Annotated in this window: 12 protein-coding genes; 6 read left to right on the plus strand and 6 right to left on the minus strand. The window is 66.0% G+C overall.

Features of this window, described 5'->3' with window-relative positions:
- Positions 1-374: 374 nt before the first annotated feature.
- The 6 genes from NJG22_RS22000 to gatC form a co-directional block, all read right to left on the minus strand.
- Positions 375-761 (minus strand): carboxymuconolactone decarboxylase family protein, encoded by a 387-nt coding sequence (locus tag NJG22_RS22000; protein WP_253097714.1) that lies wholly within the window; start codon positions 759-761, stop codon positions 375-377.
- 10 nt (positions 762-771) lie between these two features.
- A complete protein-coding gene (locus tag NJG22_RS22005; RefSeq protein ID WP_253097736.1) occupies positions 772-1,815 on the minus strand; it encodes a calcium/sodium antiporter in 1,044 nt (347 codons plus the stop codon).
- A gap of 61 nt (positions 1,816-1,876) precedes the next feature.
- Positions 1,877-2,251: a septal ring lytic transglycosylase RlpA family protein gene (locus NJG22_RS22010; RefSeq protein WP_253097715.1), complete on the minus strand. Its 375-nt coding sequence runs from the start codon at positions 2,249-2,251 to the stop codon at positions 1,877-1,879.
- Between the two features lie 113 nt (positions 2,252-2,364).
- Positions 2,365-3,810, minus strand: a complete 1,446-nt coding sequence (gatB, locus tag NJG22_RS22015) for an Asp-tRNA(Asn)/Glu-tRNA(Gln) amidotransferase subunit GatB (protein WP_253097716.1) — start codon at positions 3,808-3,810, stop codon at positions 2,365-2,367.
- 11 nt (positions 3,811-3,821) lie between these two features.
- On the minus strand, positions 3,822-5,273 hold the full coding sequence (gatA, locus tag NJG22_RS22020) for an Asp-tRNA(Asn)/Glu-tRNA(Gln) amidotransferase subunit GatA (protein WP_253097717.1): 1,452 nt from the start codon (positions 5,271-5,273) through the stop codon (positions 3,822-3,824).
- Positions 5,274-5,288: 15 nt separating this feature from the next.
- A complete protein-coding gene (gene gatC / locus NJG22_RS22025; protein ID WP_134689941.1) occupies positions 5,289-5,576 on the minus strand; it encodes an Asp-tRNA(Asn)/Glu-tRNA(Gln) amidotransferase subunit GatC in 288 nt (95 codons plus the stop codon).
- A gap of 202 nt (positions 5,577-5,778) precedes the next feature.
- Between gatC and mreB the strand changes: the two genes are divergently transcribed.
- The 6 genes from mreB (at position 5,779) to NJG22_RS22055 (ending at position 14,534) form a co-directional block, all read left to right on the plus strand.
- On the plus strand, positions 5,779-6,816 hold the full coding sequence (mreB, locus tag NJG22_RS22030) for a rod shape-determining protein MreB (protein WP_003255163.1): 1,038 nt from the start codon (positions 5,779-5,781) through the stop codon (positions 6,814-6,816).
- Between the two features lie 163 nt (positions 6,817-6,979).
- Complete coding sequence (mreC, locus tag NJG22_RS22035; protein WP_366518849.1) at positions 6,980-8,005, plus strand: rod shape-determining protein MreC; 1,026 nt, start codon at positions 6,980-6,982, stop codon at positions 8,003-8,005.
- Entirely contained in the window at positions 8,005-8,493 is a 489-nt protein-coding gene (gene mreD, locus NJG22_RS22040) for a rod shape-determining protein MreD (protein WP_253097718.1), read from the plus strand. Before mreC ends, mreD begins: the two co-directional genes overlap by 1 nt.
- 31 nt (positions 8,494-8,524) lie before the next feature.
- Positions 8,525-9,124 (plus strand): Maf family protein, encoded by a 600-nt coding sequence (locus NJG22_RS22045; protein ID WP_253097719.1) that lies wholly within the window; start codon positions 8,525-8,527, stop codon positions 9,122-9,124.
- Between the two features lie 54 nt (positions 9,125-9,178).
- Positions 9,179-10,636: a ribonuclease G gene (rng, locus tag NJG22_RS22050; protein WP_217849950.1), complete on the plus strand. Its 1,458-nt coding sequence runs from the start codon at positions 9,179-9,181 to the stop codon at positions 10,634-10,636.
- Between the two features lie 82 nt (positions 10,637-10,718).
- Positions 10,719-14,534 (plus strand): YhdP family protein, encoded by a 3,816-nt coding sequence (locus tag NJG22_RS22055; RefSeq protein WP_253097720.1) that lies wholly within the window; start codon positions 10,719-10,721, stop codon positions 14,532-14,534.
- Positions 14,535-14,539: the final 5 nt, after the last annotated feature.

Consider the following 14,539-nt stretch of genomic DNA (forward strand, 5'->3'; position numbering starts at 1 on the left):
AGCGTAGGGGCCGGATGAATGGAGCCAGCGGTTTTTGCCTACTTTTGCCCGCGTGCAAAAGTAGGTCGCCGTAAAGGCGAAAAGGTGACTGTGCGTCGATATAGCCAATGAATGCGCATATAGCTTTCAAAACCCACGCTCTGAAAGTAAAAGTAAAAGTAAAAGTAAAAGTCGGTCGGTGTGGGTATTTACAGGTGTAAGCGCATTCATTGGCTATATCGACGCTTGGTCACCTTTTCGCCTTTACGGCGAGTTCCTTTTCGTCGTGGCTGGCAAAAAGGAACCAAAAACCGTGCGCGGGTATGACTCACCCACATGGGTTACACAGGCGTTCACTCACCTAGGTAACAGTCACGACGCCAGGGCGCGAACGCTTAATCGCTTGAACCTGCCTGATAACTATCAATCACTTCCTGCGCCGCCCGAAACGCATCGACCGCCGCCGGCACCCCGGCATACACCGCGCAATGCAGCAATGCCTCGCGGATCTCCTCAACGGTGCAGCCATTGTTCAAGGCCCCACGCACATGCCCCTTGAGCTCCTGTGGGCACTTGAGCGCGGTCAGCGTGGCCAGGGTGATCAGGCTGCGGGTTTTCAGCGGCAGGCCATCGCGGGCCCAGACGCTGCCCCAGGCGTGCTCGTTGACGAAGTCCTGAAGCGGCTGGGTGAATTCGCTCGCGTTGCCCAGGGCGCGGTCGACGAAGGCATCGCCCATGACCTGGCGGCGAATGCGCTCGCCGGTGGATTTCGAATCTGCCATGTTGTTTTCCTTAGTGTTGGCGGCGCCAGGCGCGGACCGTGGTGTACAACAACACGAGTCCGAGCACCGGCAGGACGTAGAACAGCATCCAGCGCTCGAGGCGGCCTGCCAGCGGCATGCCGGTAGTGAACGTCACCACGTGCAGGCCGTAGGCCAGGTACAGGCACAAAAACACCAGGCCTTCGGCGCGGGTGACCCGGTAACCGGAGTAGAACACCGGCAGGCACAGCGCGGCGACGCCGAGCATCACCGGCAGGTCGAAGTCCAGGGCATTGGGCGAAATCGACAGCGGCTCGGGGGTGACCACCGCGGTCAGGCCCAGCACCGCGAGCAGGTTGAACAGGTTGCTGCCGATCACCGTGCCCACGGCGATCTCCCGCTCGCCCCGCAGGGCGGCGATCAGCGCGGCGGCGAGCTCCGGCAGCGAGGTGCATACCGCGACCACGGTCAGGCCGATGATGCGCTCGGACAAGCCAAGGTCGGTGGCCACCTCGACGGCGGCCTCCAGCAGCAGGTGCCCGGCCAGGCTCAGCAGGCCTAGGCCCAGCACAATCAGCAACAGCGCGCCGCTCCAGAAGCGTCCGGCGCCGGTGTGCGCGGCGCTGGGCGCGGGGTAGGTGCGGGCGTAGTGGCGCGACTGGTGCCAGAGCATGCCCAGGTAGGCCAGCAAGCCAAGCAGCAGCAGAGCACCTTCCAGGCGGCCCAGTTGGCCGTTGAGGGCGAGCAGGTAGACCAGCGCGCTGGCCAGGATCATCAGCGGGATGTCCAGGCGCACCAGCTGGCGCGACACGCGCAGCGGAATGATCAGCGCGGCCAGGCCGAGGATCACCAGCACATTGAAGATGTTGCTGCCGATCACGCTGCCGACGGCGACGTCCGGCGCGCCCTGGTAGGCGGCCTGCAGGCTGACCGTCAGCTGTGGCGCGGTGCTGCCGAAGGCGACCAGGCTCAGGCCGATGATCAGCGCACGCACGTGCAGGCGCCCGGCCAGGCGCAGCGCAGCACGCACAAGCAGCTCGGCGCCGATGATCAGCAAAAGCAGGCCCAGGCCCAGTTGCAGCAGGCTGAAGGCGGGAAGGGTGGCCAGGTCGAAAATGGCGAAGGCTCCAGTCAGGTCAGTCGCTCAGACCTTGTACTCGCACGCGCGCCGTTCCGCTACGCAGCATGCCGATTTTTTCTGCGGCGGCGCGTGACAGGTCGATCAGGCGGCCGCGGGTATGCGGGCCTCGGTCGTTGATGCGCACCACGACGCTGCGTTGATTGCTGAGGTTGGTGACCAGCACCCGGCTGCCGAAGGGCAGGCTGCGGTGGGCGGCGCTCAGGCCATGCTGGTTGAAGGGCTCGCCGCTGGCGGTGCGCTTGCCGTGGTGGCGGGCGCCGTAATAGGAGGCGGTACCGGTTTCGTCGTAGCCGCGTGGGTCGATGTCGTGGCTGGCGCAGCCGGCCAGCAGGGAAAACAGGCTGAGGGTGGCGAGGGAACGCTTGATCAAGTCGACTGCTCCGATTCAGGCACTGGGACCGCTCTGCGGTCCTTTCGCGAGGCAAGGCCGCTCCTACAGGTACTGCGCCATCCTGTGGGAGCGGGCTTGCCCCGCGATCGGGATCACCCTTCGAGCTTGGCCTTGAGCAATTGGTTCACTTGCCCCGGGTTGGCCTTGCCCTTGGAGGCCTTCATCGCCTGGCCGACGAAGAAGCCGAACATCTTGCCGCGCTTGGCCTCGTCGGCGGCGCGGTACTGTTCGACCTGTTCGGCGTTGGCGGCGAGCATCTCGTCGAGCATCTTGTCGATCGCGCCGGTGTCGGTGACCTGCTTGAGGCCGCGGCTTGCGATGATGCTGTCGGCATCGCCCTCACCGGCGGCCATGGCCTCGAACACGGTCTTGGCGATCTTGCCGCTGATGGTGTTGTCGCGGATGCGCAGCAGCATGCCGCCCAAGTGCTCGGCGCTGACCGGCGACTGGTCGATGTCCAGGCCCAGCTTGTTCAGCAGGCTGCCCAGCTCGACCATGACCCAGTTGGCCGCGAGCTTGGCGTCGCCGCCAATTTTCACCACGTGCTCGAAGTAGTCCGCCTGTTCGCGGCTGGATGCCAGCACGTTGGCGTCATAGGCCGACAGCGCGTACTGCTGCTGGAAGCGCTCGACCTTCTGCGTCGGCAGCTCTGGCAGGGCGGCGCGCACGGTCTCGAGGAAGCTCGGCTCGATGACCACCGGCAGCAGGTCCGGGTCGGGGAAGTAACGGTAGTCGTTGGCTTCCTCCTTGCTGCGCATCGAGCGGGTCTCGTCCTTGTTCGGGTCGTACAGGCGGGTTTCCTGGGTCACCTTGCCGCCGTCCTCGATCAGCTCGATCTGGCGCTGGACCTCGTAGTTGATCGCCTTTTCGACGAAACGGAACGAGTTGACGTTCTTGATCTCGCAGCGGGTGCCGAACTCGGCCTGGCCCTTCGGGCGCACCGAGACGTTGCAGTCGCAACGCAGCGAGCCTTCGGCCATGTTGCCGTCGCAGATGCCCAGGTAGCGCACCAGCGCGTGGATCGCCTTGACATAGGCCACGGCTTCCTTGGCGCTGCGCATGTCCGGTTCGGAGACGATTTCCAGCAGCGGCGTGCCGGCGCGGTTCAGGTCGATGCCGCTGGCGCCGTTGAAGTCTTCGTGCAGGCTCTTGCCGGCGTCTTCCTCAAGGTGCGCGCGGGTCACGCCGATGCGCTTGATGGTGCCGTCTTCCAGGGCGATGTCCAGGTGGCCCTTGCCGACGATCGGCAGGTCCATCTGGCTGATCTGGTAGCCCTTGGGCAGGTCGGGATAGAAGTAGTTCTTGCGCGCGAACACGTTGCGCGGGCCGATCTCGGCATCGATCGCCAGGCCGAACATGCACGCCATGCGCACGGCTTCCTGGTTGAGCACCGGCAGTACGCCGGGCATCCCCAGGTCGACCAGGCTGGCCTGGGTGTTCGGCTCGGAGCCGAAGGTGGTGGCGCTGCCGGAGAAGATCTTCGACTGGGTGGCGAGCTGGGTATGAATCTCCAGCCCGATCACAACTTCCCATTGCATGTGTGAACTCCTCAGAAGCCGTTGGGGGCGCGGGTGTGCCAGTCGGTGACTTGCTGGTACCGGTGCGCGATGTTGAGCAGGCGGCCTTCCTGGAAGTACGGGGCCAGCAGTTGCACGCCCACCGGCAGGCCGTCGACGAAGCCAGCCGGCATCGACAGGCCCGGCAGGCCCGCCAGGTTGGCGGTGATGGTGTAGACGTCCTCGAGGTAGGCGGCGACCGGGTCGCTGCTCTTGGCGCCGAGTTTCCAGGCCGGGTTCGGTGTGGTCGGGCCGAGGATCACGTCGACATCGTGGAAGGCGGCCATGAAGTCGTTCTTGACCAGGCGGCGGATCTGCTGCGCCTTGATGTAGTAGGCGTCGTAGTAGCCGGCCGACAGGGCGTAGGTGCCGACCATGATGCGGCGCTGCACTTCCGCGCCGAAGCCTTCGCCACGGGAGCGTTCGTACAGGTCGGTCAGGTTCACCGGGTTCGCGCAGCGGTGGCCGAAGCGCACGCCGTCGAAGCGCGACAGGTTGGAGGAGGCTTCGGCCGGGGCGATCACGTAGTACGCCGGAATCGCGTGCTGCATGTTCGGCAGGCTGATTTGCTTGACCACCGCGCCGAGCTTTTCCAGCTCCTTGACGCTGGCCTGGACCAGCTCGGCGATGCGCGGGTCGAGGCCGGCGCCGAAGTATTCCTTCGGCACGCCGATGCGCAGGCCCTGCAGCGAGGCGTTGAGGTTGGCGCTGTAGTCCGGGACCGGTTCATCGACGCTGGTCGAATCCTTGGCATCGAAACCGGCCATGCCTTGCAGCAGCAAGGCGCAGTCCTCGGCGGTGCGGGCCAGCGGGCCGCCCTGGTCGAGGCTCGAGGCGTAGGCGATCATGCCCCAGCGCGAGACGCGGCCGTAGGTCGGCTTGAGGCCGGTGAGGTTGGTCAGCGCCGCCGGCTGGCGGATCGAGCCGCCGGTGTCGGTGCCGGTGGTGGCCGGCAGCAGGCGCGCGGCCACGGCGGCGGCCGAACCGCCGGAGGAGCCGCCTGGCACGTGCTCGAGGTTCCACGGGTTCTTCACCGGGCCGTAGTGGCTGGACTCGTTGGCCGAGCCCATGGCGAACTCGTCCATGTTGGTCTTGCCCAGGGTGACCATGCCGGCCTCGCCCAGCTTGGCGACCACGGTGGCGTCGTACGGGGCGTTGAAGTTGTCGAGCATCTTCGAGCCGCAGCTGGTGCGCACGCCATGGGTGCAGAACAGGTCCTTGTGGGCGATCGGCGCGCCGAGCAGCGCGCCGGTTTCGCCGGCGGCGCGGCGGGCGTCGGCGGCACGCGCCTGGTCCAGGGCCTGGTCTTCGGTGACGGTGATGAAGCTGTTGAGCTGCGGGTCGAGCTGCTTGATGCGCGACAGCAGGGCGCCGGTCAGTTCCTGCGAAGAGAACGATTTATCGGCCAGACCGCGGGCGATCTCGGCCAGAGTGAGTTGATGCATGGCAGGCGCTATCCCTTATTCGATGACTTTCGGAACCAGGTACAGACCGTTCTCGGTCGACGGGGCGACGGCCTGGTAGCGGTCGCGCTGGTTGCTTTCGGTGACTTGGTCGGGGCGCAGACGCTGGGTGGTTTCCAGCGGGTGGGCGAGCGGTTCGATGCCGGTGGTGTCGACGGCTTGCATCTGGTCGACCAGCCCGAGAATACTGTTCAAGGCATCGGTAATGCGTGGCAGTTCGCCTTCATTCAGGCCCAGGCGGGCCAGATGGGCGATCTTTTCCACGTCGGAGCGTTGAAGCGCCATGGGGATCTCCAGGAAATCGAGAAACGGAATGGGTCCGTGGTGAGGAACATGCCGGGATTCCGGCGGTCAAAGGGCCGCGATCATCGGCAGGCATGCTCGGAAAAACAGCCAATTTAACATATTGGCTCCTTGCCCAAAATCCCTGCCATTGTTAGAGTTTGCCGCACTTTTTTACCCACGCTTTCCCCAGGGTCACTTTCCCATGTTCAAGAAACTGCGTGGCATGTTTTCCAGCGATCTGTCCATCGACCTGGGTACTGCCAACACCCTTATCTACGTGCGTGAGCGCGGTATCGTCCTGAATGAGCCCTCGGTTGTTGCCATCCGTACCCACGGCAACCAGAAAAGCGTCGTCGCTGTCGGTACCGAAGCCAAGCGCATGCTCGGCCGCACCCCCGGCAACATCGCTGCCATTCGTCCGATGAAGGACGGCGTGATCGCCGACTTCAGCGTTTGCGAAAAAATGCTGCAGTACTTCATCAACAAGGTGCACGAGAACAGCTTCCTGCAGCCCAGCCCACGCGTGCTGATCTGCGTGCCGTGCAAGTCGACCCAGGTCGAGCGCCGCGCCATCCGTGAGTCGGCCCTCGGTGCCGGCGCCCGTGAAGTGTTCCTCATCGAAGAGCCGATGGCCGCCGCCATCGGTGCCGGCCTGCCGGTCGAAGAGGCCCGTGGCTCGATGGTCGTCGACATCGGTGGCGGTACCACCGAAATCGCCCTGATCTCGCTCAACGGCGTGGTCTACGCCGAGTCGGTACGGGTCGGCGGCGACCGCTTCGACGAAGCTATCGTCACCTACGTGCGCCGTAACTACGGCAGCCTGATCGGCGAATCCACCGCCGAACGCATCAAGCAGGAAATCGGCACCGCCTACCCAGGCGGCGAAGTGCGCGAAGTCGACGTCCGTGGCCGCAACCTGGCTGAGGGCGTGCCGCGTGCCTTCACCCTGAACTCCAACGAAGTGCTCGAGGCGCTGCAGGAGTCCCTGGCGACCATCGTTCAGGCGGTCAAGAGCGCCCTGGAGCAATCGCCGCCGGAGCTGGCCTCCGACATCGCCGAGCGCGGCCTGGTGCTGACCGGTGGTGGCGCGCTGCTGCGCGACCTGGACAAGCTGCTGGCCCAGGAAACCGGCCTGCCGGTGATCGTCGCCGAAGACCCGCTGACCTGTGTCGCCCGCGGCGGTGGTCGGGCCCTGGAAATGATGGACAAGCACGCCATGGACCTGCTCTCCAGCGAGTGATCGCCGGGCCGCAAGGTATCCCAGGTTTACAGGTGGCACGCACAGTGCTACCTGTATGCGCTGTGCTGGCGCCCGCGCGGGCGCCGTTTCCGTCAATCCGCAAGCAGGCCGGTGCGTTGTCCCATGCCCAATGACTTCCTGAGTCGTCCACGAGGAACGGCCCATTAAACCGCTTTTCTCCAAAGGCCCCTCGCTGGGCGTGCGCCTGCTCGTGCTGGTGGTGATGTCGGTCGCGCTGATGGTGGTCGACTCGCGTTTCGACCTGCTCAAGCCCGTGCGCAGCCAGATGGGCCTGGTCCTGATGGAATCCTACTGGATCACCGACCTGCCGCAGCGTCTGTGGCAAGGCGTGGCCGGCCAGTTCGGCAGCCGCACCGAGCTGATCGCCGAAAACGAGAAACTCAAGACCGAGGCCCTGCTGCTGCAGGGGCGCCTGCAGAAGCTGGCGGCCCTGACCGAGCAGAACGTGCGCCTGCGCGAGTTGCTCAATTCGTCGGCGCTGGTCAACGAGAAGGTCGAGGTCGCCGAGCTGATCGGTGTCGATCCCAACCCGTTCACCCACCGTATCCTGATCAACAAGGGCGAGCGTGACGGCGTGTTCCTCGGCCAGCCGGTGCTCGACGCCCGCGGCCTGATGGGCCAGGTGGTCGAGCTGATGCCCTACACCTCGCGGGTACTGCTGCTCACCGACACCACCCACAGCATCCCTGTGCAGGTCAACCGCAACGGCCTGCGCGCCATCGCCAGCGGTACCGGCAACCCGGAGCGCCTGGAACTGCGCCACGTGGCCGATACCGCCGACATCAAGGAAGGCGACCTGCTGGTCAGCTCCGGCATGGGCCAGCGCTTCCCGGCTGGCTACCCGGTGGCCACGGTCAACGAAGTGATCCACGACTCCGGCCAGCCGTTCGCCATTGTCCGTGCCATCCCGACTGCCGCGCTCAACCGCAGCCGCTACATGCTGCTGGTGTTCAGCGACCGCCGCACCCCGGAAGAGCGCGCCACCGAGGCGGCCATCGCCCAGGAAGAAGCCGACCGGCAGGGCGCCAGCCACGGCCAGGCCCCGGTCAACCCGGCAACCCCAGCCCCGGCCGGCGCCGCCCCCGCGACCCCGGCGGCGGCCCCCGCTGCCAACGGCGCCGCCCCGGCACAGCCGGCCGCCGCGCCCGCCCAACCCCGGAGACAATAATGGCCAGCACCCGTAGCAGAAACGGCTGGGCCATCTGGCTGACCTTCGCCCTCGGCCTGTTGCTCAGCGTCTCGCCCATGCCGCAGTTCATGGAAGTGTTCCGGCCCATGTGGCTGGCCCTGCTGCTGGCCTTCTGGACCTTGGCCGTGCCGAGCAAGATCGGCATGACCACCGCTTTCGTGCTGGGCCTGGCCGAGGATGTGCTGTACGGCACCTTGCTGGGGCAGAACGCGCTGATCCTGACCTTGATCACCTTCCTGGTGCTGTCGCTGCAACAGCGCCTGCGCATGTTCCCGATGTGGCAGCAGAGCCTGGTGATCCTGGTGATCTTCGGTATCGCCCAGCTGATCCAGCTGTGGCTCAGCGCCCTGACCGGCAACCGCCTGCCGACCCTGGCCCTGGTCTGGTCGGCGGTGATCAGCGCCTTGCTCTGGCCCTGGGTCAGTTTCGCCCTGCGCGGCCTGCGCCGTCGCCTGCACATTCACTGACGATCCGCGCCACTGACAGGGAGATGTCCCCATGACACAGCTGTACCTGGCATCCGGCTCGCCGCGTCGCCGTGAACTGCTGACCCAGATCGGCGTGCCGTTCACCGTGGTCAGCGCTCCCGTCGACGAAACCCCGCTGCCGGGCGAGGCCCCGGCCGCCTATGTCGAGCGCCTGGCCCAGGCCAAGGCCGTGGCGGGTTTCGCCCGTACCGATGGCAGTGGCGTGGTGCTCGGGGCCGACACTACCGTGGTGCTCGATGGCCAGATCCTCGGCAAGCCAGAGAACCGCGAGCAGGCCTTGGCCATGCTCGGCGACCTGTCCAAGCGCGAGCACCAGGTGCTCACCGCCGTGGCGCTGACCGATGGCCGGCGCAGTGTCAGCCGCTGCGTCAGCACCAACGTACGTTTTCGCACCATTTCCTTCGAGCAAGCGCTGCGCTACTGGGACAGCGGCGAGCCCGTCGACAAGGCCGGAGGCTATGCCATCCAGGGCCTGGGCGCGGTTTTCGTCAGCGCGATCGAGGGTAGCTATTCCGCCGTGGTCGGCTTGCCGTTGAGCGAAACCGCCGAACTGCTCGAGCAGTTCGCCATTCCCTGCTGGCAGCTGCAAGAGGATGCGCACGGAGCCTAGCCAGGTAGATCGCAGCAATCCATCATTACCCCAGACCCCTGACGAGAGCGCGCCATGAGTGAAGAGATCCTGATCAACATCACCCCGATGGAGTCCCGCGTGGCAGTGGTGGAGAACGGTGTCCTGCAAGAGGTGCACGTCGAGCGCACCCAGCGTCGCGGAATCGTCGGCAACATCTACAAGGGCAAGGTGGTCCGGGTGCTGCCGGGCATGCAGGCGGCGTTCGTCGATATCGGCCTGGAGCGCGCGGCGTTCATCCATGCCTCGGAAATCTCCCAGCGCGAAGGCTCGGCGGTGGAGACCATCACGGCGCTGGTGCACGAGGGCCAGGCGCTGGTGGTGCAGGTCACCAAGGACCCCATCGGCACCAAGGGCGCGCGCCTGACCACCCAGCTGTCGATCCCGTCGCGTTACCTGGTGTACATGCCGCGCAGCAGCCACGTCGGCATTTCCCTGAAGATCGAGGAAGAAGCCGAGCGTGAACGCCTCAAGCAGGTGGTCACCGACTGCATGGCCCAGGAAGACATGAAGGACGCCGGCGGCTTCATCCTGCGCACCGCCGCCGAAGGCGCCCGGGCCGAGGATATCTTCCAGGACATCCGCTACCTGCGGCGCCTGTGGGAGCAGATCGGCTCGCAGATCCAGACTTGCGGGGCGCCCACGGTCATCTACGAGGACCTGGGCCTGGCTCTGCGCACCCTACGTGACCTGGTCAACCCGAAGATCGAGAAGATCCGCATCGATTCGCGGGAGACCTTCCAGAAAACCACGCAGTTCGTCGCCGAATTGATGCCGGAAATCGCCGACCGCCTGGAGCACTACCCCGGCGAGCGGCCGATCTTCGACCTGTATGGCGTCGAGGACGAGATCCAGCGCGCCCTGGAGCGCAAGGTGCCGCTCAAGTCCGGCGGTTACCTGGTGGTCGACCCTGCCGAGGCAATGACCACCATCGACGTCAACACCGGGGCCTTCGTCGGCCACCGCAACCTTGAAGAAACCATCTTCAAGACCAACCTCGAGGCGGCCACCGCCATTGCCCGGCAACTGCGCCTGCGCAACATCGGCGGGATCATCATCATCGACTTCATCGACATGGAGGACGAGGAGCACCAGCGCCAGGTGCTGCGTACCCTGGAGAAGCAGCTCGAGCGTGATCACGCCAAGACCAACATCATCGGCATCACCGAGCTGGGCCTGGTGCAGATGACCCGCAAGCGCACCCGCGAAAGCCTCGAGCAGGTGCTGTGCGAACCCTGCGCGGCGTGCCAAGGGCGCGGCAAGCTGAAAACCCCCGAGACGATCTGTTACGAAATCTTCCGCGAGATCCTGCGCGAAGCCCGTGCCTATCAGGCCGAGGGCTACCGGGTACTCGCCAACCAGAAGGTCGTGGACCGCCTGCTCGACGAAGAGTCGGGCAACGTCGCTGAACTGGAGACGTTCATCGGGCGAACCATTCGCTTCCAGGTCGAGTCCATGTATTCCCAGGAACAATACGATGTGGTGCTGCTCTGACCCTGCATGAAAGCGGTTGCCCCAAGGACGGGCTGGCAAAGCGCTATACACCGGCCATAGTTAAGGGACGACTTGGAGGGCCATGGCCATGGAACGTCTGACCCGCGTTCTGGGCGCCTTGACCCGCTGGGGGTTGGGAATCTGCGCCCTGCTGGCGGTGCTGGTGGCGCTGTATGTCAGCCTCGGCCGGCAGCTGGTGCCGCTGGTCGCCGAATACCGCGCCGACGCCGAGCTCAAGGCCGAACAGGCCTTGGGCCTGCCGGTGCACGTCGGTGCCCTGGAGGGCCGCTGGAGCGGCTTGGCGCCGCTGCTGCGGGTGCGCGACCTGCAACTGGGCGAGGGCGCCGCGGCGCTGCGCCTGGACGAGGTCAAGCTGGTGCCGGACCTGTGGGCCAGCCTCAAGGCCCGCGAAGTGCGCCTGGCGCGTGTGCAGCTCAGCGGCTTGCAGCTGATTTTGCGCGAGGACCAGCAGGGCGCCTGGGCGCTCGAAGGCCTGCCGAGCCAGGACGACAAACCCCTCGATCCGGCCGAGGCGCTCAAGCGCCTGCGCCAGTTGGGCCGCATCGACGTGTTCGACAGCCAGGTCACCTTGCATCCCTGGCAGCGCGACCCGCTCACCCTCACCTATGTCAGCCTCGGCCTGCAGGCTGGGGCCTCGCGCCAGAGTGTCGACCTGCGCGCCACCTTGCCCGATGGCCAGCCGCTGGCCTTGAGCCTGAACAGCCGCGTCAGCGCCAAGGCCTGGCGCGACGGGCGCCTGCAAGCTTATCTGAGCCTGCCGCAGAGCGACTGGGGGCGGTGGCTGCCGCCGAAGTTGCTGGGCCAGTGGCAGGCCAGCACCTTGCGTGCCGGTGGTGAGTTCTGGGTCGACTGGAACCAGGGCCAGTTGCAGCAGGCCGTGGTGCGCCTGAATGCCCCGCAACTAAAGGGCGCCTACACCGGGCGCAAGGCTATCGCCCTGGACAACCTGGCCGTCTCGGCCTGGTTCCAGCGCCAGGACCAGGGCTTCGATGTCAGCGTCGATTCATTGGCCATGAGCCTTGGCAAGACCCGCTGGGAATCCCACCTGCAACTGGCACAGCGCGAGGGCGCGACCCCGGCCGAGGAAACATGGCAGGTGCAGGCCGACCGCCTCGACCTGACCCCGTTGACGCCGCTGATCGATGCCCTGGCGCCACTGCCGGAAAAACTCATGACCGTGGTCGACGCGCTCAAGGTCACCGGAGCCCTGCGCAACGTGCGCCTGGACATCCGGCCCAAGGCCGAGGGCGACCAGCGCGTGCAGTTTGCCGCCAACCTGGAGAAGGTCGGCTTCGATGCCTACCACGGCGCCCCGGCCGCCGGTAACGTCACTGGGGCCATCAGCGGTGACCTTGGCCATGGCGAGCTGCGCCTGGATACCCAGGCGTTCATGCTGCACCTGTACCCGATCTTCGGCAAACCCTGGCACTACCCGAAAGCCAACGCGCGCCTGACCTGGACCCTGGACAAGCAGGCCTTCACCCTGGTCGCCCCCTATATCAAGGTGCTGGGTGACGAGGGCAAGATCGCCGCCGACTTCCTGATCCGCATCCACCTGGAACCGGGCCACGAGGACTACATGGACTTGCGTGTCGGCCTTACCGAGGGCGATGGGCGCTACACCGCCAAGTACCTGCCCGAGGTGCTCAGCCCGGCGCTGGACGAGTGGCTGCGCAGCGCCATCGTCAAGGGCAATGTCGACGAAGGGTACTTCCAGTACCAGGGGTCGCTGCACCACAACGCGCCGCCCCATGCCCGCGACATCAGCCTGTTCTTCAAGGTGCACGACGCCGCGCTGGACTTCCAGCCAGGTTGGCCGCAGGTGCAGCAGGTCGACGGCAACGTCTATATCGAAGATACCGGGGTGCGCATCCAGGCCAACCACGGCCTGTTGCTGGATACCCAGGTCAGCGATGTCAGCGTCAACATTCCCCATGTCGATGGTGACCAGCACAGCCACCTGTTCCTCGATGGCGATTTCGACGGCAGCCTCGGCGATGGCTTGAAGATCCTCAAGCAAGCGCCCATCGGTACCGGCGAGATCTTCGCCGGCTGGGAAGGCGAGGGCCCGCTCAAGGGCAAGGTCAAGCTGGACATCCCGCTGGCCCACGGCCAGCGCCCCAAGGTACTGGTGGACTTCGCCACCCAGGACGCGACGCTCAAGGTGGCACCGCCCACCCTTGAGCTGAGCCGCCTGACAGGCGACTTCAGCTTCGACTTCGACAAGGGCCTGAGTGGCAAGGACATCAGCCTGAACGCCTTCGGCAAGCCGGTCAGCGCGCAGATCGTCGCCGAAGGCCAGGGCGGCAACATCCAGACCCGCATCAATGCCACAGGCCAGGTCGGCCTCAAGGCGCTCACCGACTGGCTGCAGTTCAAGCAGGCCCTGCCGGTGTCGGGCGACTTGCCCTACCAGTTGCAAGTGACGCTGGGCAGCCGTGACAACCGCCTGACCGTCAATTCCTCGCTCAAGGGCCTGGCCATCGACCTGCCGGCGCCGTTCGGCAAGGCCAGCGGGGAAACCCGTGACAGCCGTTTCAGCCTGACCTTGCAAGGCCCCGAGCGGCGCGTCGATGCCAGCTACAGCGACCTTGCCCGCTTCGCCTACGCAGCCCCCGCCGACAAACTGGGCCAGGGCCGCGGCGAACTGCTGCTGGGCACGGGTAATGCCAGCCTGCCCGCCGGGCAGGGCCTGCGCGTGCGCGGCCGGCTCGAGGCGCTGGACTTGGCGCCGTGGCAGCAACAATTGGAGCGACTTGGCGGCCAGGACCCGGGCAGCAATGCCCGGCAGAACCTGCAAAGCGTCGATTTGAGCATCGGCCAGTTGAAGGCCTTCGGCCTGGACCTCAACCAGAGCGTGATCCGCCTGGCCCGCGGCGGCCCGGCCTGGGACCTGCGCCTGGACAGCAAGGAAGTCATCGGCAACGCGCGGATCCCGGATGCCAAGACGACGCCGATGAGCATCCGCCTGCAGACCTTGCGCCTGCCGCCGGCCGACCCCACCGAGGCCGAAGCCGAGCACGGGCCCGACCCGTTGGCCGGCGTCGACCCGCGCAAGGTGCCGCCGTTGGACCTGACCATCGACAAGCTGTACCGCGGCGACGACCTGTTCGGCAGTGCCAGCCTGAAGCTGCGCCAGACCGCGCAGGGCATGGCCATGAGCGATATAGACCTCGACCTCAAGGGCTTGCACATCGACGGCAGCGGCGGCTGGGAAGGTACCCCAGGCAGCACCGCGAGCTGGTACAAAGGGCGCATCGACGGCAAGAACCTGGCTGACGTGCTCAAGGCCTGGGGCTTTGCGCCCACGGTCACCAGCCGCGATTTTCGCATGGACGTCGATGGCCGCTGGCCGGGTTCGCCGGCCTGGGTCAGCCTCAACCGTTACTCCGGCAGCCTCGACGCGGCGCTGCGCTCGGGCCAGTTCGTCGAAGTCGAGGGCAGCGCCCAGGCGCTGCGGGTGTTCGGCCTGCTCAACTTCAACTCCATTGGCCGGCGCCTGCGCCTGGACTTCTCCGACCTGTTCAGCAAGGGCCTGGCCTATGACCGGGTCAAGGGGCTGCTGGTGGCCAGCGAAGGCGTGTACGTGACCCGTAAGCCGATCACCGTCACCGGTCCGTCGAGCAACTTCGAGCTCGACGGCACCCTGGACTTCGTCCGTGACCGGGTCGATGCCAAGCTGCTGGTGACCCTGCCGGTCACCAACAACTTGCCGCTGGCGGCGCTGATCATCGGCGCGCCAGCGGTCGGCGGCGCGCTGTTCCTGGTCGATCGGCTGATCGGCGACCGGGTGGCGCGCTTCGCCAGCGTGCACTATCGCGTCGAAGGTCCGGTCAAAGAGCCTAAAATCACTTTTGTGAAACCTTTCGACAAATAAGCCCC

It is taken from the genome of Pseudomonas sp. VA159-2, assembly GCF_024126635.1.
In the GTDB taxonomy this organism is placed as follows: domain Bacteria; phylum Pseudomonadota; class Gammaproteobacteria; order Pseudomonadales; family Pseudomonadaceae; genus Aquipseudomonas; species Aquipseudomonas muyukensis.

Coding starts and splice junctions, on each gene's coding strand:
- mreB (WP_003255163.1), top strand. CDS start 5,779: ATGTTCAAGAAACTGCGTGGCATGTTTTCCAGCGATCTGTCCATCGAC.
- NJG22_RS22055 (WP_253097720.1), top strand. CDS start 10,719: ATGGCCATGGAACGTCTGACCCGCGTTCTGGGCGCCTTGACCCGCTGG.
- gatC (WP_134689941.1), bottom strand. CDS start 5,576: ATGGCGCTTCAACGCTCCGACGTGGAAAAGATCGCCCATCTGGCCCGC.
- gatB (WP_253097716.1), bottom strand. CDS start 3,810: ATGCAATGGGAAGTTGTGATCGGGCTGGAGATTCATACCCAGCTCGCC.
- gatA (WP_253097717.1), bottom strand. CDS start 5,273: ATGCATCAACTCACTCTGGCCGAGATCGCCCGCGGTCTGGCCGATAAA.
- mreD (WP_253097718.1), top strand. CDS start 8,005: ATGGCCAGCACCCGTAGCAGAAACGGCTGGGCCATCTGGCTGACCTTC.
- rng (WP_217849950.1), top strand. CDS start 9,179: ATGAGTGAAGAGATCCTGATCAACATCACCCCGATGGAGTCCCGCGTG.
- NJG22_RS22045 (WP_253097719.1), top strand. CDS start 8,525: ATGACACAGCTGTACCTGGCATCCGGCTCGCCGCGTCGCCGTGAACTG.
- NJG22_RS22000 (WP_253097714.1), bottom strand. CDS start 761: ATGGCAGATTCGAAATCCACCGGCGAGCGCATTCGCCGCCAGGTCATG.